This is a genomic window from Kribbella sp. NBC_00359 (genome assembly GCF_036097425.1).
Lineage (GTDB): Bacteria > Actinomycetota > Actinomycetes > Propionibacteriales > Kribbellaceae > Kribbella.
The window spans coordinates 2278231-2304903 of sequence record NZ_CP107975.1; the positions used below are offsets into that span (position 1 = coordinate 2278231).

Sequence of the window (26673 nt, forward strand, 5' to 3'; positions counted from 1 at the left end):
GCGGAATTGATCGACAACTTGGGGGTTTGCGCAGTGCGTGTTGTGTTGTCGACGTATGGATCGCGCGGCGACGTCGAACCGGTGGTGGCGCTCGCGGTGCAGTTGCGGGAGCTCGGCGCGGAGGTGCGGGTGTGCGCGCCGCCGGACGAGGTCTTCGCGGAGCTGTTGGCGCGGGTTGGCGTACCGATGACGCCGGTCGGCCCGCGGATGGGTTCGATGGTGCGGCCGTCGACGGCATCGGGGACGTCGGAGCGGGTATCCGAGTTCGCCGCGATGTTCGACACGGTCGCCGAGGTCGCCGAGGGGTGTGACCTGGTCCTGGCGACCGGGTTCGCGTACTTCGCCTCGCGGTCGGTGGCCGAGAAGCTGGGCATTCCGTACGTGTACGTGACCTTCTGTCCGTTCCTGCTGCCCTCGCCGCATCACGCGCCGCCGCTGCTGATGCCGGGCGAGACATTCCCACCGGGGGTGACCGACAACCGGGTGCTGTGGGAGCTGAACGCCAAGCAGTTCAACGAGATGCACGGCGAGGCGCTCAATGCGCACCGGGCCTCGATCGGCCTGCCGCTGGTGGACGACGTCCGCACGTTCACGTTCACCGAGCAGCCATGGCTGGCCACGGACCCGATCCTGGGCCCATGGCAGGAGACCTCGGAGCTGGACGTCGTACACACGGGAGCGTGGATCCTGCCGGACGAGCGGCCGCTGCCGGCTGAGCTGACGGCCTTCCTGGACGCCGGCGAACCACCTGTGTACGTCGGCTTCGGCAGCATGCGCCAGGTGTCGGAGGACATCGCCGGGGTGGCCATCGAGGCGATCCGCGCGCAGGGCCGTCGCGCACTCGTCGGGCGCGGCTGGGCGAACCTGGGCCTGGTCGACGACCAGGAGGACTGCTTCGTCATCGGCGAGGTCAACCAGCAGCAGCTGTTCGGCCGCGTGGCCGCTGTCGTGCACCACGGCGGTGCGGGTACGACGACCACCGCTGCCCTGGCCGGCGCGCCGCAAGTCGTCGTACCGCAAGCAGGAGACCAGTCGTACTGGGCCGGCCGGGTGGCCGACCTGGGCATCGGGGCGGCGCACGAAGGCCCGACTCCGACCACCGAATCCCTGTCCCTCGCGCTGAAGACGGCGCTGACCCCCGAGACCCGCGCACGAGCCACCGCTGTGGCCGCCACCCTCCGAACCGACGGAGCGGCGGTGGCCGCGAAGTTGCTGCTAGATCGGAGCTGCTGACGTGAACACTGTGACTACCAGCGCGTTCGACCTTCCCGGCAATCTCGCCCCGAAGTCCGACCCGAGACTGATCACCGCCGACGAGCAGCACTTCGCGGCCATCGCGGAGAGCCTCGAGCAGACGATCGCCGACCTGTCCGACCGCCTCGACGCCACCCGCAAGGCGCCGGGCGGCGAGGGCCAGGAGGCCCTAGACCGAGACCTGGAGATCCACCGGCTGACCACTCGCCTGCGCACCCTGCGCCGCTTCGGCCTGGACCTGTGCCTCGGACACATGGTCAGCGCGGACAACTCCGAGGCCTTGTACCTCGGACGCCTCGGCCTCACCGACAGCACCGGTCGCCGGCTGCTGATCGACTGGCGTTCCCCCGCGGCCGAGCCGTTCTTCGGAGCGACGCACGCCAACCCGATGGGGCTGTCCAGCCGCCGCCGGTACCGCTGGACCCGCGGCCGGATCAGCGACTACTGGGACGAGGTGTTCACCTCGGACGGGTTCGACGGGCACGCGGCGGCGCTCGACGACCAGTCCGCGTTCATCGCGAGCCTGGGCAGCAACCGGTCGCCCCGGATGCGCGACGTACTGGGCACCATCCAGGCCGATCAGGACGCGATCATCCGCGCCGGTTCTCGCGGCGCGCTCGTCGTCGACGGTGGTCCCGGTACGGGTAAGACAGTCGTCGCTCTGCACCGTACGGCGTACCTCTTGTACTCCGATCCACGCCTCGGCCATCGGCGTGGCGGCGTACTGTTCGTCGGTCCGCACCAGCCTTACCTGGCGTACGTTTCCGACGTACTGCCCAGCCTCGGCGAGGAAGGTGTGCAGACCTGCACGCTGCGGGACCTGTTGCCCGAGGGACCCACTGCACCGGACGAGGCGGATCCGGACGTCGCCCGACTGAAGGCATCCGCGGACATGGTGAGGGCGATCGAACCGGCCGTGAAGCTTTACGAGGAAGTGCCCACCAAGGCGATGACGGTCGAGACCCACTGGTCCGACCTCCGGCTCACCCCCGCCGACTGGGCCGAGGCCTTCGGAGCAGCGGACCCCGCGACGCCGCACAACGAGGCGCGCGACCAGGTCTGGGAAGAGCTGATCACGATCCTGCTGGACAAGCACGAGGAGGAGTACGAGGACGACGATGTCTCGATCGACCTCGTGCGCAGATCCCTGGAGCGGAACGAGGACCTGGTCGATGCCTTCGGCCGAGCGTGGCCGCTGATCGAACCGACCGATCTCGTCGGGGACCTGTGGTCAGTGCCGGCGTACCTGCGCATGTGCGCTCCGTGGCTCAGCCCCGAGGAGGTCAAGAAGCTGCAGCGCGCGGACCCGCAAGCATGGACGGTGTCCGACCTGCCGCTGCTGGACGCGGCGCGGCAGCGACTCGGCGACCCCGAGGCCTCCCGGCGAAAGCGCCGGCAGAAGGCCGCTGCGGCAGTCGAACGCGAACGCATGACCGACGTCATCGACCACATCCTCGAGTCCGCCGACGCGGACGACGCCTGGGCGCCGATGTTGCGCGGCCAAGACATCCAGGAAGCCCTGGTCGACGTGTCCGCGCTCCCCACCGGGGACCCGGACCTGCTTGCCGGCCCGTTCGCGCACATCGTCGTGGACGAGGCTCAGGAACTCACCGACGCGGAATGGCAGATGCTGCTGCTCCGCTGCCCGTCCCGAAGCTTCACCATCGTCGGCGACCGCGCGCAGGCCCGGCACGGCTTCACCGAATCCTGGCAGGAACGCCTCGAGCGAATCGGCCTCGACCGGATCAACCTGGCGTCCCTGACCATCAACTACCGGACGCCGGAACAGATCATGACCGAAGCCGAGCCGGTCATCCGGGCCGTCCTCTCCGACGCCAACGTCCCCACCTCCATCCGTACCGGCGACGCCCCCGTCATCCACGGATCCACCGCGGACCTGACCTCGATCCTCGACACCTGGCTCGCCGACCACACCGAAGGCATCGCCTGCGTCATCGGCGACCCGACCGTCGAGGACACGGCCCGAGTCCGATCCCTGGCCCCGGAACTCTCCAAGGGCCTCGAGTTCGACCTGGTCATCCTCATCAACCCCGAGTCCTTCGGCGAAGGCATCGAAGGCGCAGTAGACCGCTACGTCGCCATGACCCGAGCCACCCAACAACTAGTCATCCTCACCAGCCCCTGATGACGGATGCTGGGGTATGCCTAGCGACGGTCTCCTGCGACGAGTAGACGCAGTACAGGTTCCTGTCCCCAGCCTGGCCGAGGGTCTCGCCTTCTACAGCGAGGCCCTCGGTCACCGCCTCCTCTGGCGAAACGACGCCATCGGCCAAGCCGGCCTGGCACTACCGGACGGCGACAGCGAGTTGGTCCTGACCACGACCCGCCCGTACGAACCCAACTGGCTGGTCGACGACGTCCCAACAGCCCTTACCCACATCACCACCCACGGCGGCACCGTCCTCACCGGCCCCCTGGACATCCCCGTAGGCCGAGCCGCAGTCGTCCAAGACCCCTTCGGCAACACCCTGACCCTCGTAGACCTCTCCAAAGGCCTCTACACCACCACCCCCGACGGCACCGTCACCCACGTCCAACCCCCAACACCCTGACCGATCAGAGCGGTCCTCCGCCTGCCCCGGCGACCTTTGAGGGGTCAACCCCGCAAGTGGTGGGTTGCGGAGGCAAACTTCGGTTCCGCAACCCACACGCCAAGGGGTTGACCCCTCAAAGGGCGGCGGCGGGTCGGCGGGTGGGACTACTTGTTGGCGGCGAGCATGCGGAGGACTGCTGTGTTGACCAGGATGAGGATGAGGGCGGTGAAGAGGAGGAGGGCTACTTCGGCGGGGAGGAGGGCTATGCCCAGGCCGATGGCGAGGACGGGGATCGCCAACCCGGCGTACGCGATCAGGAAGAGCGCGGCCAGGACTTCGCCGCGGGAGCCGGGGTCGGCGAGCGAGGCGGCGGTGGCTACGGCGCCGCGGAAGACGAGGCCTACGCCGGCGCCGGCGATGACGCCGCCGAGGATGAAGGTCCACAGGCTGGGGAGCAGACCCCCAACAGCCACGCCGACCAGGCCCACCGACATCGCCACCAGACCGAGGCGAAGCTGGTGCCGGCGGGTGAGGCGGACGAACACGACCTGACTGGCCGCGCCTGCGATGAAGACCGCGAAGGTGACCACACCGGCAAGCACCCGCGAGGTGTGATGCAACGTCCCGGCCAGGAACGTCGGCGCAAGCGACGTGAACAGCCCGAAGATCGCAAACGCCGCAAACGCCCCGATCGCCGACGCGAAGAACAGCGGCTTCGCCGACGACGGCAACGCCACCCGCTGCGGCCGGTACGCGGGCCGCTCCTCCAACCGCTCCACAGTCTCCGGCACCAGCGCGATCCCCACCGCGCTCAGCAGCAGCAACACCAGGAAGATCTCGTACGGGCGCTCGAGCGGAGACGCGACGTACTGCGCCAGCAACCCACCGACCAGCGGACCGAACGCGAGCCCGCCGAGGTTCACCGTGCTCGAGATCAGCGCCGACCGGCTCGGATCCTCGTCGGGGCGCGCGATCTGCCGCAGCTCGGACAGGTGCGCGGTGGCGGTCGCGGTCAGCACACCGACACCGATCCCGCAGATGAAGCGCGCGAGTAGCAACCCGGGCACGTCCTGCCAGAGCAGGAAGACGGCCGCCGCCAACGCTTCCGCGAGTACGGCGACCAGGGCGACCCGCCGACGGCCGAGCCAGTCGCTGACGTGGCCGGCCAGGTACAGCGACGCCATCACGCCGACCGCGTAGCTCGCGAAGATCACGGTGATCATGTACGTCGGGAAACCGTCGCGCTGCTGGTAGATCGCATAGAGCGGAGTCGGGACCGTGGAGAACGCCATCGTGATGAGGAAGGCCGCGGCGATCACCCAGAAACCCGGCCCGTGAGCGAAGCGCACGCGGGAAGTCGACCCCAGCGCACGCGAACCAGTCAAGGTGGACATGTTCCCAGCGTCGCTCGCCTCATCTATCGAGTCCAACGAAAATTCTTGCACGCTCTTATCGAGATGTTCGATAATCAACCCGTGGACAGCCGGCAGCTCGAGTACTTCGTCGCCGTCGCCGAGGAGCTGAGCTTCACCCGGGCGGCGCACCGGATGTTCACCGTCCAGTCCACGGTGTCGGCCGCCGTGCGCGCCCTCGAGACGGACCTGAAGACCACGCTGTTCGACCGCTCGACCCGGCGCGTGACACTGTCCGCGGCCGGCGAGGCTTTGTTGCCGGAGGCAAAGGCTGCGCTGGAGGCGCTGGACCGGGCGCGGGCGGTGGTCGAGGAGGCGTCGACCGGCCTCCGCGGGAACATCCGGATCGGCACGCTGGCGCGACTGAACCTGGTCAACCTCGCCGAGCTGCTGGGGGCGTTCCACCAGAAGTACCCGCTGGTCAACGTGCAGGTGGCGACGTCGCCGACCGGATCGAGCGGCCTGGCGGACGACGTACGTCATGGTCGACTCGATGTGGCCCTGGTCGGCCTGGCGAAGCCGGAGCTGTACGGACTCGAGATCCGCGATGTCGCCACGGTGCCGTTCGTCGTACTGCTGCCGTCGTCGCACCCGCTCGCGAAGGAGCCGGACGTGCGGCTCGAGGAGCTGGCCGGTGAGCGGTTCGTCGACATGCCGCTCGGGTTCGGCAACCGCAGCATGGTCGACCGGACCTTCGAGAACGCCGGCATCCCGCGGCGGGTCCAGGTCGAGGTGCCGGAGCTGACCACGATCCCCGACTACGTCCGCGTCGGCCTCGGTGTAGCCGTCGTACCGGAACTGGAGCCGGCCACGGCGCCCGGTGTCACCCAGCTCCCCATCGCCGGGACCGACCTGACCTGGACGTTGTCCGTGGTCACGGCCAGCGGCCGGCGATCGAGCAGAGCGGTGACCGCCCTGCTCGATCTCCTGACCGACTCGATCCGCCCCGGCGGGCCGTACTACTAGGCCACCCAGATCGACTGCCAGTTCTTCTGCTCGTTGAAGCGGCGCAGTGACGCGATCCCGCTGAGCCAGCCGAGCCAGGCGCCGTACGGCGGGTTGGACTCGTCGAACCCGCTCATCACGAAGGTGAGCCGGGTCTTGCCGTCGGACTCGGCCAGCTCCCAGGTGCTGATCCCGGACGGTCCCCAGTCGACAGACATCGTGCGGCCCTCGACCACCTCGACCACCGTCGCGCCCGGGCCGGCGTCGAATCCGCCCATCGCGAACCGGCCACCGGCGTACGGCTCGATCCCGATCGGGAAGCCGAACCAGGCGGACGCCTTCTCGGACTCGGTCAGCGACGCGTACACCTGCGCCAGCGGCGCGTCGATCAGCGCCTCGCCGGTGAACACGGGCGAGGTGAAGTCGGGCCGCGTGGTCAGCTCGCGCCCGTCCAGGTAGTCGACCAGGTTGGCGAGGGCGAGCGACCAGAAGGTCTGCAGTACGCCGCGAATGGTCGCGCCACTGATCGCTTCCGCGAAGTCGAAGTGACTCTGGGACAGTCGGACGACGGTGGAGTCGTCGCCCTCGGGGATCAGCGTGATCTCGGTCGTGGTCTCCACGCCGTCGAGCAACCACGCCAACCGCAGCGTGCGGTCGTCGTACGCGAGGACTCGCTGGTGCGGCGCATCGCCCTCCGGGATGTAGCGGCCCCAGAACTCGAAGGTCCCGGGCAGGTCGACGGTCGAGTGCTCGCCGAGCCAGACGTTGAGCGCCTTGGGGTCGGTCAGCGCCTGCCGGACGTCGTCGATGCCGGCCTGTGCGCGGGCTTGCAGAATGAGCGGTTCAGTCATGATCTTGATCTCCCTTGGGGTAGCACGCCACGGCCAGCTTGAAGGCGTCGCCCTCGGCGCCTCCGTAGCGCTCGAAGAGGTCCTGCAGCGTGGTGCGCAGGTCCTGGAAGAACTCCCGCCGTTGGTCCGGTGGGACCCGGATCTCACCGGAGACCCCGATGGACGGCAGCTCCGGAGCTGCCCGGTCCAGCGCGGCGATGTCGGTCTGGACCTCTTCCATCAGGTCCAGCAGGTAGCCGAGGCTCAGCTCGTCGCGGGCCCGGCGGAGGCCGCCGATCCGGCCGACGAGCCGCGGCGACAGCCAGTACGTGCGGGCGGTCGCCTGGTAGATGCCCTCGTGGACGCCGCGCACCTTGCGCTCTTCCACGAGCGTCACCAGCCCGGCGTCGACGAGGCGCTTCACGTGGTAGTAGACGCGCTGCGGAGTCTGCCCGAGCTGCTCGGCCACCTCACCACAGGTGTGCGGCTCCGCGAGCCGCCGCAGCACCTCGATCCGCTGCGGCTTGAACAGCGCCTCGGCCTGCTCGAGCTGCTCCAGGTGCATCACGTCTCTCATCACACAAAAAAGTTTGTACGTAAAAATTCGACTTGTCAATGAGCGTGAGTTCCATCACCCGGGAATGTAAATCGGCGCTCAGCGGTTGTATCTAGTGCTTTGGTGATGGATCACCGAAGCAAGACACCCAGCCCTGGGGGCCTTTGCTACGGATCGTCCGGCACGTTCCTGCCGGCGGAGGAAAGGAAGCGCGACATGGCAACTGTCTCGTTCAAGGGAGCCACCCGGGTGTACCCGGGCACCGACACCCCCGCAGTGGACAGACTCGATCTCGACATCTCCGACGGCGAGTTCATGGTGCTCGTCGGACCGTCGGGCTCCGGCAAGTCGACGGCGCTGCGGATGCTGGCCGGGCTCGAAGAGGTGAACGAGGGCTCGATCTACATCGGCGACCGCGACGTGACCAACAGCCCGCCGAAGGAACGCGACATCGCGATGGTGTTCCAGAACTACGCGCTGTACCCACATATGAGCGTCGCGGACAACATGGGCTTCGCCCTCAAGATGCAAGGCATCCACAAGGACGACCGCGCCAAGCGCGTCCTGGAAGCCGCCAAGCTGCTCGGCCTCGAGGAGTACCTCGACCGCAAGCCGAAGGCCCTGTCCGGCGGCCAGCGCCAGCGCGTCGCCATGGGCCGCGCCATCGTCCGCAACCCGCAGGTCTTCCTGATGGACGAGCCGCTGTCGAACCTCGACGCCAAACTCCGCGTCCAGACCCGCACCCAGATCGCCGAACTCCAGCACCGCCTCGGCGTCACCACCGTCTACGTCACCCACGACCAGGTCGAGGCCATGACGATGGGCGACCGGGTCGCCGTCCTCAAGGACGGTCTGCTCCAGCAGGTCGACACCCCGCTGAACCTCTACGACCGGCCGAAGAACAAGTTCGTGGCCGGCTTCATCGGCTCCCCTTCGATGAACCTGATCGAGGCCGAGATCACCGACGGCGGCGCCAAGATCGGCGACTACGTCGTCCCAATCGAACGCAGCCTGCTGGCCAAGGCCGGCGCCGACAAGACCCTCACCCTGGGCATCCGGCCCGAGGCCTTCCACCTCGCCGACGCGGGCCTGCCGGTGAAGGTCGCCGTGATCGAGGAGCTCGGCTCGGACGCGTTCCTGTACGGCACCGCGGAGCACACCGACGAGAAGCAGCAGATCATCGCCCGGATCGGCACCCGCCTCCACAACGACAAGGGCACTCTGGTGCACCTGGCCCCGGACGCGGACAAGCTGCACCTCTTCTCCACCTCCACCGAAGAGCGCCTGACCGCCTGACCCGCGGCCCAGTACGACGCCTTCCCCGGCAAAAGCTGTTGACCGGGGAAGGCGTCGTCGCGTTAGGTCTGGAAGGTGACGATCGAGCGGACCAATCCGGGCGGACTGCACCCGACGCCCGGGTATCACCACGTGACGAAGGTTCAGGCGGAGACGCTGATCTATCTGGCCGGGCAGTGCCCGCTGCAGCCGTCCGGTGAGCTGGCCGAGGGTGGGATCGAAGGCCAGACCGCGCAGGTGATTCGCAACATCCTGACTGCGCTCGAATCCGCAGGGGCCTCCCCGGAGGACGTCGTGCGGACCGTCATCTACGTCGCCAGCCCGGTACGCGAGGACCTCGCGGCCGTCTGGACGCAGCTCAGCGAATCGCCGCTCGCGCCGGCCTTCACCTCGGCCAGCACGCTGCTTGGCGTCGCCCAGCTGGGCTTCCCGGGCCAGCTCGTCGAGATCGACGTCACGGCGGCTTTGTGATCGTCCCCGCCGAGGTCGTCGAGTACGACCCGCGCTGGCCGCTGTGGTTCGAGGAGATCCGGGCGCGACTCACGCCGTACCTGGGTGACCTGCCACACCAGGTCGAACACGTCGGCAGCACCGCCGTACCAGGGCTCGCCGCCAAACCGATCATCGACGTGGACGTCGTGGTCCCCACGGCCGAGCTGGTGACGCTAGCCGTCAAACGACTCGTTGCTGCCGGCTACCACCATGAAGGCGACCAGGGGATTCCCGGACGGGAGGCCTTCGCACTCCCGTCTGATCCCGACCACTACCACCATCTGTATGTCGTTGTCGAAGGCAACAAGCCGCACCGGAACCACGTCGTGCTCCGCGACCACCTGCGGACGAACGCCGCCGACCGCGAACGGTACGCCGTCCGCAAGCGCGAGCTGGCGCATCTGCTGACGACCGACCGCCCGGCGTACGTCGACGGGAAGTCGGCGCTGGTCGAGGAGCTGATCGCTACAGCTGGTGGTTCGCAACCAGTCGGCGGTCCGCGTCGTACCGAGTCCTGAGCTCCGTCAACCGGCTCCAAGCGTCCGGCTCGTACGCCTCGCGCAGCTCGGCCGGCGTCAACGGGCCGAAGCTGAAGTTGAGGAAGCGGCCGACAGCAAAGGTCGACCACGGCTCGAGCACCGCCCGCTGCAGCCCGGTGGCATCGTGGTTCCCCGGCGACAGGACCGTCAGCGAGTACGCCGCATCGCGGTGGCCGACCGCGTTGTCGACTTGCTGGGCGAGCGCGCCTCCGAGGTGCCGGATCCCGATCACACACATGGACGGCGCGTCCGGACCGGCGAGCTTCGGCAGTGTCGCCAGCGCGTCGGGGTCGAGATCGCTGAGCAGCACGTTGCGCGAACTGTAGCTCTCGGGCCGTTCGGGCTCGGTGAAGATCTTGCCGGACTCCGCATACGGAAGTTCGCCGACCGTGTCGAGCGCCGGGCGGCCGATCGCCCGCAGCGGTTTGATCAAGTCCTCGCCACCGTCCCCGAGGATCGCCAGTTGCACCTGCGCGATGTACTTCCCGCGCAGCGGCGCCGGGACCGGCGGAATGTCCGGCATCGGCACCAGCGCTATCGCCGAGGTCACTTCCTCGGGCACCGTCCTGGTCCACTCCCGCCAGACGTCGAGCACGCTGGGATGCTCTGTGAAGTCGAAGTACAGGCTGCCGCCGTACAGCGTCGGAACATCGAACAGGTCGACCTCGATCCCGGTCACTACGCCGAAGTTGCCGCCACCACCGCGGAGTGCCCAGAACAGATCCGGGTCGTCTTCGGCGTTCCGTCGTACGCCGTCCATCGTCACGACCTCGATCCGTTGCACGTGGTCGGCCGCGTAGCCATACCGCCGCGCCATCAGTCCGAGCCCGCCGCCGAGCGTGTAGGAGATCGCGCCGACCCCTGGGAAGCTGCCGGACAGCGGCGCGAGCCCGTCCGGCGCGGTCGCGTCGACCACGTCCCTCCAGGTCGCACCGGCCTCGATCCAAGCCGTTTTGCGGTCCGCGTCGACCCGGACCCCGTTGAACGAACCGGTCGCGATCAGCACACCGCCGTCGATCCCCTGCGTCAGCCCGTGGCCCGCCGCCTGGACGGCGATCCGCAGGTCGTGGTCGATCGCGTAGCGGACCGCCGCCTCGACCTCGGCCGCGCTCGTGACCTGGAAGATCGCGTCCGGCCGATGCGGGTCCCGCCGCTGGAACCCGAGCCGCGCCTCGTCGTATCCGTTGCTGTCCTTCGTCAACATCATGAGAGTCACGCTAGGACCCCTTGCGGACACATCTCGTCCGCAAGGCATTCTTTTCGGATGAGTACTCGGAAACAGATGCCCGGGCGGCTGCTCCGGCTGCTGTCGCTGTTGCAGAGCCGCCGCGAGTGGTCCGGGCGCGAACTCGCCGAGCGCCTCGGCGTGACCGAGCGGACCGTACGGCGGGACGTCGACCGACTGCGGTCCCTCGACTACCCGGTGACCGGGACGACCGGGACCGCGGGCGGCTACCGGCTCGGACCGGGTACGACGCTGCCGCCGTTGGTGCTCGACGACGACGAGGCGATCGCCGTCGCCCTCGGCCTGGTCGGTGCGGCCGGCGGCGGGGTGAGCGGGATCGCGGAGAGCTCGATGCGGGCGCTGGCCAAGCTCGAGCAGGTGTTGCCGGCCCGGCTGCGGGGACAGCTCGCGACGGTCAGCTCGGCCGCGGAGTCAGTCCCTCGGCCGGGCATTCCCCAGGTGGATCCGGGTGTTCTCGCCGTACTGGCGCGGTGCTGCCGCAACCACGAGATCGTTGCCTTCGACTACCAGAGCCGGGCGGGTGCGGCGTCTCGTCGCCGGGTCGAGCCGCATCAGCTGCTGACGCTGACCTGGCGGTGGTACCTGCTCGCCTTCGACCCGTCCCGCGACGACTGGCGGATCTTCCGGGTCGACCGGATCGACGAGGTGACCCCGGTTCTGCATCGGTTCACTCCGCGGGTTCTGCCGGCGCCCGATGCGGCGACGTACCTGGTGGAGTCGTTCGCCTCCGCGCAGTACCGGCATAGAGTCCGGCTTTCTGTGCGGTTGCCGGCTCACGTCGTGGCCGAAACCTTCGATGGCGTCGTCCGTGGCAGTGTCGATCCGGCCGGGCCGGATGCCTGCGTGGTGCGCTTCAGCGCGGACACGCCGTCGCTGGTGCTGTCCCAGGTCGTCCCGATCGTTGCCCTGGGCGCCGAGTTCGCCGTCGAGGAGGCGAGCCCCGAGGTCGCTGCGCTGATCGCCGACGTGGGCGAACGGCTCAAGCGGTCCTTCGGCGACGCGGCGGCGTCCGCGGGACCAGGGTCGGGTTGACGTTGCTGTCCACGGCGTCGCGGTCCACGACGACTTTCTCGATGTCGTCGCGGCTCGGTACGTCGTACATCACCGGGAGGAGGACCTCCTCGAGGATGGCGCGCAGCGCGCGGGCGCCGGTGCGGCGAAGGAGGGCGAGGTCGGCGATCGCCTCGACCGCGTCGGGGGTGAACTCGAGATCGACGCCATCCAGGCGGAAGAGCTTGCGGTACTGCTTGACCAGGGCGTTGCGCGGCTCGGTGAGGATGCGGACCAGCGCGTCACGGTCGAGCGCGGGGACCGTCGTGACGATCGGGAGCCGGCCGACGAACTCGGGGATCAGGCCGAACTTCACCAAGTCCTCCGGCATCACCTTCGCCGGTGACGACTGCTCGATCGATGGGCCGAAACCTGCGGCCGCCGGGCGGGTGCGGCGGGCGATCAGTTCGTCGAGGCCGTCGAAGGCACCGCTGACGATGAACAGGATCCTGGTCGTGTCGATCTGCAGGAACTCCTGCTGCGGGTGCTTGCGACCACCCTGCGGTGGGACCGAAGCCGTCGTACCCTCAAGCATCTTCAGCAGAGCCTGCTGCACACCCTCGCCGGAGACGTCACGGGTGATCGACGGGTTCTCGCTCTTGCGGGCGATCTTGTCGACCTCGTCGATGTAGACGATGCCGGTCTCGGCCTTGCGGAGGTCGTAGTCGGCGGCCTGGATCAGCTTGAGCAGGATGTTCTCGACGTCCTCACCGACGTACCCGGCCTCGGTCAGCGCGGTCGCGTCGGCGATCGCGAACGGTACGTCGAGCATCCGGGCCAGCGTCTGCGCCAGATGCGTCTTGCCGGAGCCGGTGGGTCCGATCAGCAGGATGTTGGACTTGCCGAGCTCGACGTCCGTGCTCTTCGCCCGATGCCGCTTGTAGTGGTTGTAGACGGCAACGGCCAGCGCCTTCTTGGCCTCGTCCTGGCCGATCACGTAGCCGTCGAGGAACTCCCGGATCTCGCGCGGCTTCGGCAGCCGCGCGGGCAGGTCGTCGCTGATGTCGGCGAGGTCCCCGTCGACGATCAGCTCGTTGCACAGCTCGACGCAGCCGTCGCAGATGCACAGCGGGGTGGGGCCGGCGATCAGCTTGCCGACCTGCTGCTGACTTTTGCCGCAGAACGTGCACTTCAGCCCCTCGGCCGCCATCGGCACCGCCTTCCCGGATGATGTGATCATCCAGATGATAGCAACATCTGAGTGCTATCGTGGAGCCGTGAGCCGGTTGAGCAGGGCGGAAGTGCAGCTCCGCAACCGGGCGAAGGTGCTGGCCGCGGCCCGGGCGGAGTTCGCCGAACACGGCTACCGCGATGCCACCATCGACCGGATCGCCGCCCGAGCCGACCTCACCCGCGGCGCCGTCTACTCCAACTTCCCCGGCAAGCGCGCGCTGTACTTCTCCACCCTGGTGGACGCCGCACCTCCAACGACCGACGCTCCCGACGTGGGCGGCGGTCCCGCTGGCGCCGGCGGACCTGGTGCCGGCGGACCTGGTGGCGGTGGCACCGGTGCCGGCGGACCTGGTGCCGGCGGTCCCGGTGCCGGCGGGCGGTCGGTGGCGCGTCACGCTGCGACCGCCGATGGTCTCAGCGCCTTCGCGGCTGCCGACGGTCTCAGCTCCTTCGCGTCCGCTTGGCTCGATCAGCACCACCCGGGTCCAGATGTGCTGACGGAGCTCGCCGACGTCGGCACGCCGTACGCCGGTCTCCTCGATCTGAACGCCGTACTCCTCGGCGTCTCCCTCGACCGATCGGCCCCGGGCGACCTCGGCCGGATGATCCGCGTCGCGCGGCTCGCCCTCACCTTGCTCACCGGCGCGAGCCAGCTCACCTCGACCCCTGGGTTCGTCCAGCCCCTCGATGTCGCCCGGGCCTGCGCCCACCTCGCCGACCTCGACCTCGACGACCCGTGGACCCCGCCGCCGACGTCTCCCCCGATGCGGCCGGCGGAAGAGCCGTGGTCGCCGCCGTCAGTGATCGACGAGGTCCGGCACCGCCCCGCGGACCTCGACTCCCCCGGCGTGATCGCCGTACTCGGCCTGAATCGCCTCAGCGCCGCTGAGGACGTCGTACGCTCGGCCCGCGGCACGATCACCATCGCCCTCGTCTCCAGCCATCCCGACGAGCTCGGCCCACTCGCCCGCTACACCACAGGCAGTCTACTTCGTTGCCTACCGCAAGCACCTCGGGTCCAGCTGGTGCATGACGAGGACGGCGTACTCGCGTCCGCCCTCGGCTGCGACGTGATCGGTGACGACCTGGAGTACGCCGCCGCGATCGCCGGCGGCCGGATCCTCAGCCGGGCTGAGGGCTTCGGCGGCGCGTACGCCGTCGCTCGCAGATGATGGTGCTTCAGGCAACGATCAGGCCGATGCCGAGTGTCAGCACGCCGAGCGCGAGGGACGCGGCGCCGAGCCAGAGGATCCAGAGGAACTGATTCGGCTGGGTGCGGTCCTTGCCCGCGGACGAGGCGAAGAAGCCGCCGGACATCAGGATCGCCGCGGCCGGAATCGCCAGCCGGGCGACCCACAACCAGAACCCGGTCAGGCTGGTCTGGTCGACGTACAGGAGGCCGACCAGGCTGAGGATGACCAGGACGCCGGCATGGCCGTGACCGGCCCGCGCGAACGACTTCTGGAAGTCCGTCATCGGCACCTGACCGCGAACGATCTTGGTCATGAAGTAGCCGCCGAACTGGATCGTGACGATGGTGAGCAGGACCACCCCGGCGATGATCCGCGACGAGTCGGTCATGAGTACACGTTCTCCTTCGCTTCTGCGTGGTTGACAAGCAGGGCGTGGGTCGCCGTACGGGCCACCCAGACCGCGACCGCGAGATACAGGACCTGCTCCGGGATGCGCTGCCACAGCGGTGTCGCCTCGCCGCCCGCGAACGGTACGTCGGCGACCGCCGCGTGAATGTTTGCCGGGAGCAACGCCACGAACAGGGCGGCCAGCGCGTAGCCGGCGGCCCAGCGGGTCGCGGTGATCACGAGGCCGGCCGCGCCGAGCAACTCAAGGACGCCGGTGAGGTACACGAGCGCGTCCGCGAACGGCAGGAACGGCGGCACCATCCGCACCATGTCGGCGTGGTTCGGCATCGCGGTCACCTGCGCCGGGACGAAGTGTGCGCTCGCGGTGAACAGCAGCATCACGGCCATTCCGTGCGCCGCACTCGCCGGCCAGGTCGCGAACCGCCGGACCCCAAGCGCGCCCAGCGCCCGGAACACCAGCGTCGTCAGCACCAGGACGAGGGGGATCATCGGTCAACTCCTTCTATGGATAGTTCGGGTATCCGTTTATGGATACTGATACTATCCATCACAACCGAGAGGAAGGCAAGCGCAATGCGAATCGGGGAACTGAGCAAGGTGACCGAGGTCCCGGTGCCGACGATCAAGTACTACCTGCGCGAGGGCCTGCTGCCCGCGGGCGAACTCAGCAGCCCGAACCAGGCGTCGTACGGCGAACCCCACGTCCGCCGGCTGCGCCTGATCCGCGCCCTGGTCGAGCTGGCTCAGGTCCCGGTGGCGCAGGTCAAGGAGATCCTCGAGTCACTCGACTCGGACGCCGTACCCCTGCACGAACAGATCGGCCGCGCCCACCGCGCCCTCACCCCCACCCGCAAACAGGCCGCCTCCGAAGAAGCCCGCGCCGCCGCCACCACCCAGGTCACCGACCTCATCACCCGCCGCGGCTGGTCCGTGGATCCCGACGCCCCCGCCCTCTCCACCCTGATCGAAACCGTCGCCGCCCTCCGCACCCTGGGCCAGGACAACCTCGTCACCTTCCTCGACGCCTACGCCGAAGCAGTCGAACGCTTCACCGAACTAGAAATCGACGCCGTAACCACCAACCCCACCCGAGACCAGCTGGCCGAGTCCGTAGTCATCGGCACCATCCTCGGCGAAACCCTCGTCTCCTCCCTCCGCCTCCTAGCCCAAGAATCCATCTCAGCCCACCGCTGGACCACGAAGTGACAAGACGGCCCTCAGACCGATGCCGCCGGACGCCTGACGATCCCTTCGGCGCGACGCCGTCGCCAGATCCGCGGCCGGCGAGGTCGCCGGCCGTCGGGTTGCATGACCTCCGCAAGCACGTCCAGCTCCAGTGCAATCGACGAACATTCCCAACAGGCGATCTGCTCCTCGCGCAGCCGAGTTGCGGAACTCTTCAGGAACATCTCGATGTTCCAGTACAGGTCGGGGCGCAAGACCAGCCGCCGGCTATGCAGAAGATGGAGCAAGGTCAAGTGAACAACTTCGACCGGCTGTGAGCCCCTGGCGAATGAGACATCACCGCCGCCGATCAGCTCGAGCGGTTCCTCACATAGCCGCATGACCCCGTGCACCAAACCGCTCCACACCAGGAGGTCTGACTTCCGTGCGTCGGTCGCTTCCTTGCCATGGTGCCAATAGGCGCCGTCATATTCGATCGCCAGCCGGAAGTCCGGCGCCAGATCGAAGACCATGTCGACTGCCATCCGTCCATCCTCGGGACACGGCACATCGTGCCTGCCGCCGCGGAGCACGAATGACAGCAATTGGAAGATCGCCACCTGGATCTTCGAGTCTCGAGATCCGCCCTCGGTCGCGCAGCTACAACCGGCGCGATAGCGGCCACGGGCGGAGTAGCTCATGCGACGAAGCTATCCGCGGGCACCGACAGTTCAGCCGTCGTGGGCCATGTCTACGAAGCGGGAGTAGTGGCCCTGAAAGGCTACGACTACGTCGGCGGTGGGGCCGTTGCGGTGTTTGGCGACGATGAAGTCGGCCTCGCCGGGGCGGGTGGACTCGCGCTCGTAGGCGTCCTCGCGGTGAAGGAGGATCACGACGTCAGCGTCCTGCTCCAGCGAGTTATGTGTGGCGATGCCTTCGGCTACGAAGTTGTGGGTGCCTAGGACGGTGGCGTCGTACACCTCTTGGTCGCCGAGGCTTTCGATCGAGGTGATGGTGTCCCAGAAGATGTCGTTGGTGGCGAGGACCTCGAGGTCGGCGTTGTCGAGGATGTCGGCGACCTTGGCGAGGCGTTGCCGGCTCGGTGCGTGCTTCCACATCGTCGAGCCGGAGAACTTGGTGCCCATGGCCGCCGCGAACTCGCGATGGCTGACGTTGCGCTCGGCAAGAACTTCGCGGACCCGGGACCAGATTTCCTTCGGCACCGTGTCGAGGTTGGTGTTGCCCTTGACGTCGCGCAGGGCCGTTGCGACCTCCAGCACCTTCAGGCCACGCAGACCATGTACGCCGATCTGGTCGCAGAAGCGCAACTGGTTCTCAGCGCCGTAGATGTGCAGGTGGTACGAGTCGCGGTAGCCCTCCTTCTTCGCGGTCTTGATCCGGCTGAAGATGTTGTGGCGGAGGAAAAGTCGGGCGAGGTCGTCGACGAGGCGGCGGCTGGTGCTGGCGTAGTAGATGCGGCCTTGGCCGACCTTGGCGTCCCAGCGAACGGAGCCGTCGGTGGCCCAGAGGTGGCGGATGAAGTGGGCGACCTGCTTCTTCGGCAGCCCGAAGATGCCGGCCGGGATGAACTTCTCGTGGCTGCGTAAACCGAACAGCCCCAGGCCGTCGAGCCAGGCGGCGATCGGGTTGCGCTTGCCTCGGGCCAATCGGTACGGCGCGGGGAGGCGGAGACTGGTCACGCGGGCGGCGGCGTACTCGTCGCGCACGGCGGTGATGCCGAAGCGCCGGTGAGCGGCTTCCGAGACGGCTGTGAGGTTGGCCTCGTCGATGCTTGCGTAGCGGATCGGCTGGCGCTTGACGAACGAGCCGTCGCCGAGCAGGTGAGCGAGCAGCGTGATCTCGTCCTCATCCCACGGCTTGAGCTCGAGCGGTGGCGGGACATGCCGGAGCGATCCCAACCGGGAACCCGGGACCAGCTCGCCCAGCGGCTTCCAGCCGTCGTACGTGAGGAACGGGTGGTTCGCGGTGGCCTTGATCTCGCGGCCGGAGGCGAGCTTCAGCCGGAAGACCTCCTTCACTCCGCTCGGGAAAGCGTGTGTGAGCGTGCGCGGCACCAGCTTCAGCCGGTCATCCAACGACCAGACGGGGATGTCACGCGCGTCCGTCGCCAGCAGCTCGCCGAGCGAGATCTCCGCTCCGGTGTCCGCGCGCAGCAGCCGGGTGTCCGCGGTCAGGCAACCCGATTCGCGGAGGTCGGAGGCCATGGGGCGTTTGTCGGAGCGTTGTTCGGAGCCTCGGTTCAGCTGGCAGATGGCTACTACGGGGAGTTCGAGTTCTTTGGCCAGGAGTTTGATGGAGCGAGAGAACTCGGAGACTTCGAGTTGGCGGGACTCGACCTTCTTGCCGGACGTCATCAGCTGGAGGTAGTCGATGACGATCAGGCGGAGGTCGTGGCGTTGTTTGAGGCGGCGGGCCTTGGCGCGGATCTCCATCATGGTGAGGTTCGGCGAGTCGTCGATGAAGAGGGGGGCCTCGGAGACCTCGCCCATCTTGCGGGCCAGCCGGGCCCAGTCCTCGTCGGTCATCTTGCCGTTGCGCATGTGGTGCAGCGGGACCTTCGCCTCGGCTGAGAGCAGACGCATGGTGATCTCGTTGCGGCTCATCTCGAGCGAGAAGATGCACGAGGTCAGACCGTGCCGGATCGACGCGGAGCGGGCGAGGTCCAGGCCCAGGGTGGAGTTGTGGGTCGGGACCATCGTCTTGCCGGCCAGGTACAGATGGTCGGGGTTGTCCACCTCGACGCAGCGCACCGGCACACTGTCCACAGCGTCGATCCACTCGATCCGCCGCTCCCCCTCACCCGACAGCGCGGCCGGAAAACCGTGCCCGGTGATCTGGCGCGGCGCCGACCCGGGGATCGGCGGTGTCAGCCCGGGACTCGCGGACATCGCCGTGTGCAGGTCGGCGGTCGTGCAGACCACCGGGCGGCCGCCGTCCTCGACCACCCACTGGTGCTCGGCGTCGGCGACGATCGTGCTGCCATCGGAGAAGGACAGCCGGAAACACGGCCGGTCCACCATCACCTCGGTCGCCGCGACCACCGTGGTCGGCTGACCGTTGACGTCGAGGAGCTGATCGCCGACGGCGACCTCGCCCATCGTGGTCCAACCGGACGGCGTCGGCAGAACGGTGTCGAGGGCGAGCGCCTTCCCCATCGCGGGGCGGGCGGCGACGATGATCATCTGGCCGGGGTGCAGCCCGTTGGTCAGCTCGTCGAGATCGGTGAACCCGGTCGGTACGCCGACCATCGCGTCACCGCGGGAGTCGATCGCCTCGATCTCGTCGAGCGCGCCCTCCATGATGTCCTTCAGCGGCGCGTAGTCCTCGGCCGTCCGCTTCTCCGTGACGGAGTAGATCTCGGCCTGCGCCTCGTCGACGACGTCGTCGACCTCACCCTCACCGGCGTACCCGAGCTGGACGATCTTGGTGCCCGCCTCGACCAGGCGGCGCAGGATCGCCTTCTCCCGGACGATGTGCGCGTAGTACCCCGCGTTCGCCGCGAGCGGGACGGAGGCGACCAGGGTGTGCACGTACGGCGCGCCGCCGATGCGGGCCATCTCGCCCCGGCGGTTCAGCTCGGCGGCGACGGTGATCGCGTCGGCCGGCTCGCCCCGCGCGTACAGGTCGGTGACCGCGTCGAAGACGATCTCGTGGGCCGGGCGGTAGAAGTCCGTGCTGCGCAGGGTCTCGATCACGTCGGCGATCGCGTCCTTGCTCAGCATCATCGCGCCGAGCACGCACTGCTCGGCCGCCAGGTCCTGCGGCGGCGTGCGGTCGAAGCCCATCTCCGGGTTGCGCTCTTCCTGGCCGCCGCCCTGTCCCCCGCGGAACTCCGCCACGCTCACTTCGCCCGACCTCCTCGCCGCCCAACCACCGAATGCCGGGCTCGAACACCTGATCGAATCTTAGCCCCACTCGCCGACACTTTCCGCCCCGCCGGAACGAGGGTCCCCCCGGCGCCATCCGCGGGCGGGCCCGCCCCGAGACTGCGGGCGGACGGCGTCAGTCACGCGACCGTACGCCGGTCTGGTCACCGGGTGGTAGCCAGTCGTCCACAGGGGGTGTGGACGAACTGTGGGAAACCCGGTGAACGGGTGTGCACAGGTTGGGCACAACCCTGTGGATATCTGGGGACAACCATCCACAACATCCCTCTGACCTGCGCTTTCACTCATTCACAACTGTGGAGAAGAAAAACTTCGCGTCCTTTTTCCGGAGTGCGGGATCGGGCGCTTGTGTACAGCCGAAGTCAGGCACAATAGGCCGCATGCTCATGACATGCCGCCGTCCCCAGCCGGCGGCACGGTGACGGGTCGGACCGGACTGCGTCGACTGATCGGGGTCCAGGACAAGGAGATCCTCCGGCTCGCGGTTCCCGCGTTCTTCGCCCTGGTGTCGGAGCCGCTGATGCTGCTCGCGGACTCGGCGATTGTCGGGCACCTCGGTACGCCGCAACTCGCCGCGCTCGGTGTCGCGGGGACGATCCTGCAGACGCTGGTCGGCGTGTGCGTGTTCCTCGCGTACGGCACCACCTCGTCCGTCGCCCGGCGGATCGGGGCCGGTGATCACCGCGGCGCCCTGGCCCAGGGGATCGACGGACTCTGGCTGGCCTTGCTGCTGGGCGTCGTACTGGCGCTGGCCGGGCTCATCCTGGCACCGGCGGCCATCGCGGCGTTCGACCCATCCGCGGACGTGGCGGGTCACGCGGTGACCTATCTGCGGATCTCCTGTTTCGGCATCCCGTCGATGCTGCTCCTGCTCGCGGCGACCGGCGTACTGCGCGGTTTGCAGGACACCAAGACGCCGATGATCGTCGCGATCAGCGCCAACCTCGCCAACATCGGCCTGAACGTCCTGCTGGTCTACGGCCTCGACCTTGACATCGCCGGCTCGGCACTCGGTACGGCGCTCGCCCAGACCGCCGCCGGTGTAGCACTCGTCGTGGTGGTCGTCCGCGGCGCCCGGCGCGACGGCGCCAAGCTGCGACCGGACCGCCCCGGCATCCTCGCGTCCGCGCAGATGGGCGTGCCGCTGATCGTCCGCACCCTGACGTTGCGTGCGGCAATCATCCTGCTCGCCTTCGTCGCCACGGCCCTGGGTACGACGTCGGTCGCGGCACACCAGGTCGCGTTCACCCTCTGGTCCTTCCTGGCCCTCGCGCTGGACGCGATCGCCATCGCCGCCCAGGCACTCACCGGCCGATCGCTGGGGGCGGGCGACGTGGCCGGCACTCGGGCGATCACCCGCCGGATGATGTGGTGGGGCCTGTTCTCCGGACTGATCGGCGGCCTCGCTCTGTGGGGTCTGCGCGACCTCTACGTTCCCTTGTTCAGTTCGGATCCAGACGTACGCCGTACTCTCGCCGCCGTACTGGTCGTCGCCGCACTCTGGCAACCGGTGAACGGGGTCGTCTTCGTCCTGGACGGCGTACTCATCGGTGCGGGCGACGGACCGTATCTCGCGGTGGCCGGCGTCATCGCACTCGTGCTCTACGTACCGCTGGCGCTGGGCGTCTTGTGGCTCGGCGGTGGCATCGTCGCGCTGTGGTGGGCGTTCGGCGCATACATGCTGCTGCGGCTGCTCACCCTGATCACCCGCGAGCGAGGTGACGGCTGGCTGGTGACCGGGGCTACCCGCTGACCCCGGGGTGCGGCATCGTGGAGCCGGAGGAAAGGAGCGGCATGGCCGACACCGACGACGAGCAGACCATCGCGCTCGAGCCCGACCAGCACGCGCAGGGCGACGACGACACCGAGGCCGCGAGTGAGCGGCACGGAGCCCGTGCCTGGGAGCGGGACGGCGAGCGTCCGGCCGCTGTCGTCGGGCTGACTCCGGAGGAGGAAGAGGCCCGCCGCCAGGAGGAGCTCGACCAGGCCCGCGACGAACGGATCGAGCTCGCGGCCCGGGACGAGCGGGTGCTGGAGGAGGTCCGCGAGCGGCGCGAGGTTCTCGACGCCACCGCGGAGACCACCGAGGCGATCCGGCTGGCCGAGATCGCCGAGTCGGCCCGCGACCGCTACCACCGCGACGCCGGGGCCGAACGCCGGCAGGCCACCAGCTACTGGGCCCATGGCAACCATCTGCTCGACGAGGCGGCTGCCCGACCCGACGAGCCCGGCGCGGACGCCACCGCCGCGGCCGGCCGCCGCTACCAGCGCGCAGCCGTCCGCGAGGACCGGGACGCGGACCGCGACGACGGCATCGCCGATCGGTACGACGAAGAGGCCCGGGAGCGACGCGGTGAGGCACAGCCACCCGCCAGCGAGGCCGTCCGCAACCCACCGGCTGAGGCACCGCGCGCCCGCAAGTACGTGCGCAAGCAGCTCAAGCAGAAGGTGCACGACCGAAGCACCCAGCCCGACATCGGATTAGGTGACTAAGGCTCGATCTTCTGGACGTGGATGATCAGTAGGTTCGCTGCGACCACCACGACGAAGATCACGGCGAGCAGCGGGTGCCCGAGGCTCCACAGCGCGGCACCCGCCAGGCCGAACACGACGACCTTCACGATCGCCCGCACCACCGGAGTGCCGCGGGACGCGGTCGGCGCCGCGAACAGTCCCCACAGCACCGCGGCGACGACCGGCAGGCCGATCGCGAGCAACAGCTTCAGCGGAGTGCTGGAGACAGCCTCCCAGCCCCACCAGGCGAAGATGCCTAGGGCAACCAACTCGGCCAGGAAAGCCAGCAGCAGGTTGCCCCATTTCCACATCTCAGATGCCGCGGAGGTTGGGCTGGCGCTGGTCGAAGAACAGGCCCGCGGGCGGTTCCTCCACCGGCAGCGGCGGGATCGGGTAGTCGGTGTGCGCACCCCGGCAGGCCGCGAACGGGCCGTCCGGGTCGAGCAGCGCCATCATGTGCGGGTCGGCGTGGTCACGCCACCAGACCGACATCCCGGTCGCCGGGTCGAGCCGCAGGTGTTCCCAGGCGCGCCAGATCGAGTCCAGCCGGCTCAATGCCTCGGCATGCCGGTACCACTCCGGGCACCAGATGTACTGCTGCCCGATCCGCCGGGTGTACAGGTAGATCAGCCGGTCCTCGACGAACGCCGCGACGTGCGGGTAGAAGAGCTCCTGTTCACCATCCACCGCGCTGCTCCTCGTTCTCCCAGACCGGCTTCTCCGGGCCGCGCGGAGCGGGTGCCTGCTGGGTGCCGGCCGAGACCCACGGGTTCCCGCCGGCCTGCGGCGCCGGCGCACCGGACGCTCCCGGGTCGTACTTGGCCAGCGAAGCCTTCACCGCACCGGCGTCCGGCCGGGTGAACCACGGCACCGTCTTCACCATCGTCGCCGGGATACCGGACGGGAACACGACCGCGCGCCCGGGCGGCATCGCGGCGAGGTCGGACACCTCGAGGATGTTGTGCCGCTGGGTCTGCCGGCTGGTGCCGCGCTTGCCCTCGTTGTACGACACCGAACTGGAGACGATGTCGTAGTCGCCGATCAGCTTGCTCAGCCGCTCGAGGAAGTTCGAGTCCGAGGCACCACCGCCGTACACCCGGATGTTGGCGGCGGACCAGAGCTTCTCCATGCCGTGGTCGCCCCAGCACTCCTGGCCCTGCGCCCACGACTGCAGGATCGTCATCAGCACGATGCCGCGGGAACCGAAGTGGCTGTAAAGGTCGGGCAGGTTCTTCCAGCGGCAGACGTTCGCGGCCTCGTCCAGTACGCCGACCAGCGGGCTCGGCATCCGGCCCATCGGCATGCCCCGCGCGTACTGCTCGGCCGCCTCCACGACGGCCACCGTGAGAGCGGTGACCAGCGGACCCGCCGTACCGGCGCCTTCCTTGGAGAGGCTGTACAGCGTGCCGCCCTGACGGACGAACTCGTGCGGGTTGAACTGCGGGCGCGTGTCGTTCGGTCCCTGCGGGATGACCCAGCGGGTGACCTTGCGGTTGACCAGGAACATCGCGCTCTGCTGGGCGGTGCCGTAGACACCGGCACGCTGCTTGTCCGGCGCGTTGATGACCCCGGACAGCGCGTCCGCGGACAACTGCAGGCCGGGGGTGTTGCGCAGGATCCGCTCGGGCTCGTCGTTCCGCTGGTCGGCCAGCCAGGAGTAGACCTGGGTGATCGGGCGCTTCGCGACCGCGGCCGCGAGCAGCAGCCCGGCCAGCAGATCAGTACCGGCGGCATCGAAGAACGCGTCGGTCTGGGCGGTCTCCTTGCGTTGCGAGGCGACGAAGTGCTCCGCCATCTCGCGCGCCTTGGTCTCGTCGGTGATGTAGCTGAGCGGGTTCCACCACCAGTTCGGCGGCTCCTCGCAGACCTCCTGCGGGTCGAACACCCAGACCGGCCCGCGCTCGGACCGCGGCCCGCGGGTGGCGTCGACGATGTCCCGCTTGTTCGACGTGGCGACCACCGAGCCCGGCGCGTCCAGGATCGCCGGTACGGCGCGGGACGTGGTCTTACCGGTCCGGGGACCCCAGATGTCGACGTGCATGTCTTCCCAGGACCCGAAGACCTCGAGGTTGTCCCGGACGGTCCGGCCGATCAGGATGCCGGGACCGGCGTGCCCGGCGCCGAGCCGGTTGGCGATGTCCTGCGCACCCTCACGGGTGAGCTTGTAGATCTCGGACCGCTTCGACATCAGGAACGCCTGCTTGTCCACCCGGCCGACCGACGATCGCTGGTTCCGGACGAAGAACCAGACGCCGCCGGCGATCCCGAGCAGCACCAGGACTTCGAGGATGAGGACGCCGGTGGCCGCGCCGGACCACATCAACCGGCCCTTGATCAGGTCGGCCAGCGCCCGCATCGGGTTCGGCACCGGGCGGGTGTTGTTGATCCCGGCGGCGATCTTGAGCGCGCCCCACACGCCGACCAGGACGATCGCGAACAGACCGATGCCGATGAAGACCAGGATCGACTCGGCGGACAGCCCGCCCGGTCCGGTGCTCTTCTTGCCCTGAGCCATTACTCGTCAACTCCCGTTCGGGCGACCACTCGGGTAGTGGGATCGGGCGGAGGCAGCATCGCCGGGTCGTCCAGGCTGTACTGCCCGACGATCTCCTCGGTGCCGTCGGGGGCGACCTCGACCTTCAACGGCTGGCCGTCGGCGCCGGTCTTCCACAGCTTGTTGGTGTCGTTGATCTCGCGCTCGACCGAGGTGAGGCCGACGTGCACCGGGATGCCCGGGCGGCCACCGACCTTGACCAGGAAGTTACCGCGGCCGGGTGGCGCCGCCTCCTCACCTGTGGCCGGGTCCCACGCGGGCGGGTCCTGCCAGCCGATGAGCATGTTCTGCTCTTCCTGGGACATCGGCACGACCTCGGTCAGGTTCTCCATCTCGGCCCGTGGCAGACCACCGCAGATGACCATGCCGGATCGCTCGACGAAGCCCTTCGCCTTCATCCGATCCTCGGGGTGCTCCAGCGCGAGCAGGTCGGACATGGTGTGCGAGATCATCGCCATGCCGACACCACGCTGCCGGTTCAACCGGGTCAGAGCGTCGACGCGGTCGACCAGACCACGGCCGGCCCGCAGCACCCGCCAGAGCTCGTCGAGGATGACGAAGTAGTGCCGCCGCGGCTCGAGGCCGGCGTCGGCCAGCGCCTGCGAGACCGCGACCGCTCCGAAGCCGTACGACCAGCAGGCCAGCAGTACGGCGGCCTGCAGGTTCGTCTCGGAGTCGTCGATGTTGGACACGTCGAACACGACCGGACGGTCGAGTTGCATCGGGTTGTCGGTCTGCTCGGAGAAGATCTCACCCAGCCGGCCACCACCGACCAGACCGATCAGCGACGCCTCGAGCCCCTCGGTGATCTGCCGGTACCGGTCGAGACTGCCGCGGTCCAGGGCGACGTTGCGGACCCGGTCCGGTGCCTCCTGGACGACTTGGAGCAGGTCACGCAGCACCGGCGTACCGGCGTATCTCTCGTCGAGGACCTTGAGGGCCTCGTCGATGATGGTCTCCTCGCGGTCCGTCGGCGGGGCCGAGCGCATGATCGAGATCAGCGCCGACACCATCGTCTGCCGGCGGCCGTGCGCGTCCGCCTGGATCGCCTCGCGGGCCTTGCCGGTGAGCCGGAGCGCGGCCTGGCGGGACTCGCCCGGGTCGAGCACGTTCAGGTGCCCACGGCCGCGGCCGAGCTGGATGACCTGCCCGCCGAGGGCCTCGATCAGGTCCTTGTAGTCGGGCTTCAGGTCGCCCAGCACCAGTGGCTGGATGCCGTAGCCGGCCATTCCGAGCGCCATCCGGCGGGTGATCGTCGACTTGCCCAGACCCGGCTTGCCGAGCACGAACATCGACGGGTTCGAGATCAGTTTGGCCCGCATGAACCAGCTGATCGGGTCGCAGCACATGGTCGCGCCGGACAGGATGTTGCGCCCGATCGGTACACCGACCATCGGGCTGCCGGTGCCGGCCGAGAACGGCCACATGCCGCAGACCTGCACCGTCGTACCGCGCCACTCGGCCGGAGCCTGCAGGTAGGTCGAGTAGCCACCACCCGGACCTGGCCAGCCCCGCGGCATCGGCCGCTTGCCGCGGCGCGACGGGTCGACCGGCTTCTTCGTCTTCTTGCTCACTGTGACTCCC

At 68.7% G+C, this 26673-nt stretch carries 25 protein-coding genes; 12 read left to right on the forward strand and 13 right to left on the reverse strand.

The window, feature by feature from the left end; all coding sequences use genetic code 11:
* The first annotated feature begins 33 nt into the window (after nucleotides 1–33).
* Genes OG876_RS11185 through OG876_RS11195 form a run of 3 tightly spaced genes read left to right on the forward strand, consistent with a single transcriptional unit; the run spans nucleotide 34 to nucleotide 3827 of the window.
* A complete protein-coding gene (locus OG876_RS11185) occupies nucleotides 34–1233 on the forward strand; it encodes a glycosyltransferase (protein WP_328524743.1) in 1200 nt (399 codons plus the stop codon).
* Between the two features lies 1 nt (nucleotide 1234).
* Nucleotides 1235–3400: an RNA polymerase recycling motor ATPase HelR gene (helR, locus tag OG876_RS11190; protein WP_328524744.1), complete on the forward strand. Its 2166-nt coding sequence runs from the start codon at nucleotides 1235–1237 to the stop codon at nucleotides 3398–3400.
* Between the two features lie 16 nt (nucleotides 3401–3416).
* A complete protein-coding gene (locus OG876_RS11195) occupies nucleotides 3417–3827 on the forward strand; it encodes a VOC family protein (protein ID WP_328524745.1) in 411 nt (136 codons plus the stop codon).
* 146 nt (nucleotides 3828–3973) lie between these two features.
* Here OG876_RS11195 and OG876_RS11200 read toward each other — a convergent pair whose 3' ends face one another.
* A complete protein-coding gene (locus OG876_RS11200; protein ID WP_328524746.1) occupies nucleotides 3974–5203 on the reverse strand; it encodes an MFS transporter in 1230 nt (409 codons plus the stop codon).
* 81 nt (nucleotides 5204–5284) lie between these two features.
* Here OG876_RS11200 and OG876_RS11205 point away from each other — a divergent pair, with 81 nt between their 5' ends.
* Nucleotides 5285–6187, forward strand: a complete 903-nt coding sequence (locus OG876_RS11205; RefSeq protein WP_328524747.1) for a LysR family transcriptional regulator — start codon at nucleotides 5285–5287, stop codon at nucleotides 6185–6187.
* On the opposite strand, the gene OG876_RS11210 is transcribed toward OG876_RS11205, so the two are convergent.
* Both OG876_RS11210 and OG876_RS11215 read right to left on the reverse strand, forming a co-directional pair.
* Nucleotides 6184–7017, reverse strand: a complete 834-nt coding sequence (locus OG876_RS11210; RefSeq protein WP_328524748.1) for an SRPBCC family protein — start codon at nucleotides 7015–7017, stop codon at nucleotides 6184–6186. The two genes, OG876_RS11205 and OG876_RS11210, sit on opposite strands and share 4 nt — an antisense overlap.
* Nucleotides 7010–7573: an ArsR/SmtB family transcription factor gene (locus OG876_RS11215; protein WP_328524749.1), complete on the reverse strand. Its 564-nt coding sequence runs from the start codon at nucleotides 7571–7573 to the stop codon at nucleotides 7010–7012. Before OG876_RS11215 ends, OG876_RS11210 begins: the two co-directional genes overlap by 8 nt.
* Nucleotides 7574–7768: 195 nt before the next feature.
* On the opposite strand from OG876_RS11215, the gene OG876_RS11220 reads away from it, so the two are divergent.
* From OG876_RS11220 to OG876_RS11230, 3 genes are all read left to right on the forward strand, one after another.
* Nucleotides 7769–8848 (forward strand): ABC transporter ATP-binding protein, encoded by a 1080-nt coding sequence (locus OG876_RS11220; protein ID WP_328524750.1) that lies wholly within the window; start codon nucleotides 7769–7771, stop codon nucleotides 8846–8848.
* Between the two features lie 75 nt (nucleotides 8849–8923).
* A complete protein-coding gene (locus OG876_RS11225; RefSeq protein ID WP_328524751.1) occupies nucleotides 8924–9319 on the forward strand; it encodes a RidA family protein in 396 nt (131 codons plus the stop codon).
* Complete coding sequence (locus OG876_RS11230; protein WP_328524752.1) at nucleotides 9316–9858, forward strand: GrpB family protein; 543 nt, start codon at nucleotides 9316–9318, stop codon at nucleotides 9856–9858. Before OG876_RS11225 ends, OG876_RS11230 begins: the two co-directional genes overlap by 4 nt.
* Here OG876_RS11230 and OG876_RS11235 read toward each other — a convergent pair.
* Nucleotides 9806–11086, reverse strand: coding sequence for an FAD-binding oxidoreductase (locus tag OG876_RS11235; RefSeq protein WP_328524753.1), 1281 nt, complete (start codon nucleotides 11084–11086; stop codon nucleotides 9806–9808). The two genes, OG876_RS11230 and OG876_RS11235, sit on opposite strands and share 53 nt — an antisense overlap.
* Nucleotides 11087–11143: 57 nt before the next feature.
* Between OG876_RS11235 and OG876_RS11240 the strand changes: the two genes are divergently transcribed.
* The gene (locus tag OG876_RS11240) at nucleotides 11144–12157 is read left to right on the forward strand and encodes a helix-turn-helix transcriptional regulator (protein WP_328524754.1); all 1014 of its coding nucleotides are present in this window, start codon (nucleotides 11144–11146) and stop codon (nucleotides 12155–12157) included.
* Here the strand turns inward: OG876_RS11240 and clpX are convergent.
* Complete coding sequence (gene clpX, locus OG876_RS11245) at nucleotides 12105–13355, reverse strand: ATP-dependent Clp protease ATP-binding subunit ClpX (protein ID WP_442914118.1); 1251 nt, start codon at nucleotides 13353–13355, stop codon at nucleotides 12105–12107. The two genes, OG876_RS11240 and clpX, sit on opposite strands and share 53 nt — an antisense overlap.
* 37 nt (nucleotides 13356–13392) lie before the next feature.
* On the opposite strand from clpX, the gene OG876_RS11250 reads away from it, so the two are divergent.
* A complete protein-coding gene (locus OG876_RS11250) occupies nucleotides 13393–14520 on the forward strand; it encodes a TetR/AcrR family transcriptional regulator (RefSeq protein ID WP_328524755.1) in 1128 nt (375 codons plus the stop codon).
* Between the two features lie 7 nt (nucleotides 14521–14527).
* Here OG876_RS11250 and OG876_RS11255 read toward each other — a convergent pair whose 3' ends face one another.
* Nucleotides 14528–14929, reverse strand: a complete 402-nt coding sequence (locus OG876_RS11255; RefSeq protein ID WP_328524756.1) for a hypothetical protein — start codon at nucleotides 14927–14929, stop codon at nucleotides 14528–14530.
* Nucleotides 14926–15438: a DoxX family protein gene (locus tag OG876_RS11260; RefSeq protein ID WP_328524757.1), complete on the reverse strand. Its 513-nt coding sequence runs from the start codon at nucleotides 15436–15438 to the stop codon at nucleotides 14926–14928. Before OG876_RS11260 ends, OG876_RS11255 begins: the two co-directional genes overlap by 4 nt.
* Nucleotides 15439–15522: 84 nt before the next feature.
* On the opposite strand from OG876_RS11260, the gene OG876_RS11265 reads away from it, so the two are divergent.
* Complete coding sequence (locus OG876_RS11265) at nucleotides 15523–16155, forward strand: MerR family transcriptional regulator (RefSeq protein WP_328524758.1); 633 nt, start codon at nucleotides 15523–15525, stop codon at nucleotides 16153–16155.
* Nucleotides 16156–16166: 11 nt separating this feature from the next.
* Here the strand turns inward: OG876_RS11265 and OG876_RS11270 are convergent, their stop codons facing one another.
* The gene (locus OG876_RS11270; protein WP_328524759.1) at nucleotides 16167–16814 is read right to left on the reverse strand and encodes a hypothetical protein; all 648 of its coding nucleotides are present in this window, start codon (nucleotides 16812–16814) and stop codon (nucleotides 16167–16169) included.
* A 30-nt stretch (nucleotides 16815–16844) separates the two neighbouring features.
* Entirely contained in the window at nucleotides 16845–19919 is a 3075-nt protein-coding gene (locus OG876_RS11275) for a replicative DNA helicase (protein ID WP_328526890.1), read from the reverse strand.
* A gap of 493 nt (nucleotides 19920–20412) precedes the next feature.
* Between OG876_RS11275 and OG876_RS11280 the strand changes: the two genes are divergently transcribed.
* Both OG876_RS11280 and OG876_RS11285 read left to right on the forward strand, forming a co-directional pair.
* Complete coding sequence (locus OG876_RS11280; protein WP_328524760.1) at nucleotides 20413–21774, forward strand: MATE family efflux transporter; 1362 nt, start codon at nucleotides 20413–20415, stop codon at nucleotides 21772–21774.
* Nucleotides 21775–21815: 41 nt separating this feature from the next.
* Nucleotides 21816–22514 (forward strand): hypothetical protein, encoded by a 699-nt coding sequence (locus OG876_RS11285; RefSeq protein WP_328524761.1) that lies wholly within the window; start codon nucleotides 21816–21818, stop codon nucleotides 22512–22514.
* Here OG876_RS11285 and OG876_RS11290 read toward each other — a convergent pair.
* Genes OG876_RS11290 through OG876_RS11305 form a run of 4 tightly spaced genes read right to left on the reverse strand, consistent with a single transcriptional unit; the run spans nucleotide 22511 to nucleotide 26663 of the window.
* Nucleotides 22511–22846, reverse strand: a complete 336-nt coding sequence (locus OG876_RS11290) for a YrdB family protein (protein ID WP_328524762.1) — start codon at nucleotides 22844–22846, stop codon at nucleotides 22511–22513. The two genes, OG876_RS11285 and OG876_RS11290, sit on opposite strands and share 4 nt — an antisense overlap.
* A 1-nt stretch (nucleotide 22847) precedes the next feature.
* Nucleotides 22848–23222 carry a DUF4913 domain-containing protein gene (locus OG876_RS11295; RefSeq protein WP_328524763.1) on the reverse strand — a complete coding sequence of 125 codons (375 nt, stop codon included), beginning with the start codon at nucleotides 23220–23222 and terminating at the stop codon, nucleotides 22848–22850.
* A complete protein-coding gene (locus tag OG876_RS11300; protein ID WP_328524764.1) occupies nucleotides 23212–25050 on the reverse strand; it encodes a type IV secretory system conjugative DNA transfer family protein in 1839 nt (612 codons plus the stop codon). Before OG876_RS11300 ends, OG876_RS11295 begins: the two co-directional genes overlap by 11 nt.
* Nucleotides 25050–26663, reverse strand: a complete 1614-nt coding sequence (locus tag OG876_RS11305; protein ID WP_328524765.1) for an ATP/GTP-binding protein — start codon at nucleotides 26661–26663, stop codon at nucleotides 25050–25052. The genes OG876_RS11300 and OG876_RS11305 overlap by 1 nt, the downstream gene beginning before the upstream one ends.
* Nucleotides 26664–26673 lie beyond the last annotated feature (10 nt).

Excerpts from the sequence above, each read along its gene's own strand:
- OG876_RS11300 (WP_328524764.1), bottom strand. The coding sequence starts at position 25,050 with ATGGCTCAGGGCAAGAAGAGCACCGGACCGGGCGGGCTGTCCGCCGAG.
- OG876_RS11260 (WP_328524757.1), bottom strand. The coding sequence starts at position 15,438 with ATGATCCCCCTCGTCCTGGTGCTGACGACGCTGGTGTTCCGGGCGCTG.
- OG876_RS11265 (WP_328524758.1), top strand. The coding sequence starts at position 15,523 with ATGCGAATCGGGGAACTGAGCAAGGTGACCGAGGTCCCGGTGCCGACG.
- OG876_RS11290 (WP_328524762.1), bottom strand. The coding sequence starts at position 22,846 with ATGTGGAAATGGGGCAACCTGCTGCTGGCTTTCCTGGCCGAGTTGGTT.
- OG876_RS11235 (WP_328524753.1), bottom strand. The coding sequence starts at position 11,086 with ATGATGTTGACGAAGGACAGCAACGGATACGACGAGGCGCGGCTCGGG.
- OG876_RS11220 (WP_328524750.1), top strand. The coding sequence starts at position 7,769 with ATGGCAACTGTCTCGTTCAAGGGAGCCACCCGGGTGTACCCGGGCACC.
- OG876_RS11200 (WP_328524746.1), bottom strand. The coding sequence starts at position 5,203 with ATGTCCACCTTGACTGGTTCGCGTGCGCTGGGGTCGACTTCCCGCGTG.
- OG876_RS11275 (WP_328526890.1), bottom strand. The coding sequence starts at position 19,919 with ATGGGCTTCGACCGCACGCCGCCGCAGGACCTGGCGGCCGAGCAGTGC.
- OG876_RS11215 (WP_328524749.1), bottom strand. The coding sequence starts at position 7,573 with ATGAGAGACGTGATGCACCTGGAGCAGCTCGAGCAGGCCGAGGCGCTG.
- OG876_RS11280 (WP_328524760.1), top strand. The coding sequence starts at position 20,413 with ATGCCGCCGTCCCCAGCCGGCGGCACGGTGACGGGTCGGACCGGACTG.
- OG876_RS11240 (WP_328524754.1), top strand. The coding sequence starts at position 11,144 with ATGAGTACTCGGAAACAGATGCCCGGGCGGCTGCTCCGGCTGCTGTCG.
- OG876_RS11195 (WP_328524745.1), top strand. The coding sequence starts at position 3,417 with ATGCCTAGCGACGGTCTCCTGCGACGAGTAGACGCAGTACAGGTTCCT.
- OG876_RS11210 (WP_328524748.1), bottom strand. The coding sequence starts at position 7,017 with ATGACTGAACCGCTCATTCTGCAAGCCCGCGCACAGGCCGGCATCGAC.
- OG876_RS11255 (WP_328524756.1), bottom strand. The coding sequence starts at position 14,929 with ATGACCGACTCGTCGCGGATCATCGCCGGGGTGGTCCTGCTCACCATC.
- clpX (WP_442914118.1), bottom strand. The coding sequence starts at position 13,355 with ATGATCACATCATCCGGGAAGGCGGTGCCGATGGCGGCCGAGGGGCTG.
- OG876_RS11285 (WP_328524761.1), top strand. The coding sequence starts at position 21,816 with ATGGCCGACACCGACGACGAGCAGACCATCGCGCTCGAGCCCGACCAG.
- OG876_RS11270 (WP_328524759.1), bottom strand. The coding sequence starts at position 16,814 with ATGAGCTACTCCGCCCGTGGCCGCTATCGCGCCGGTTGTAGCTGCGCG.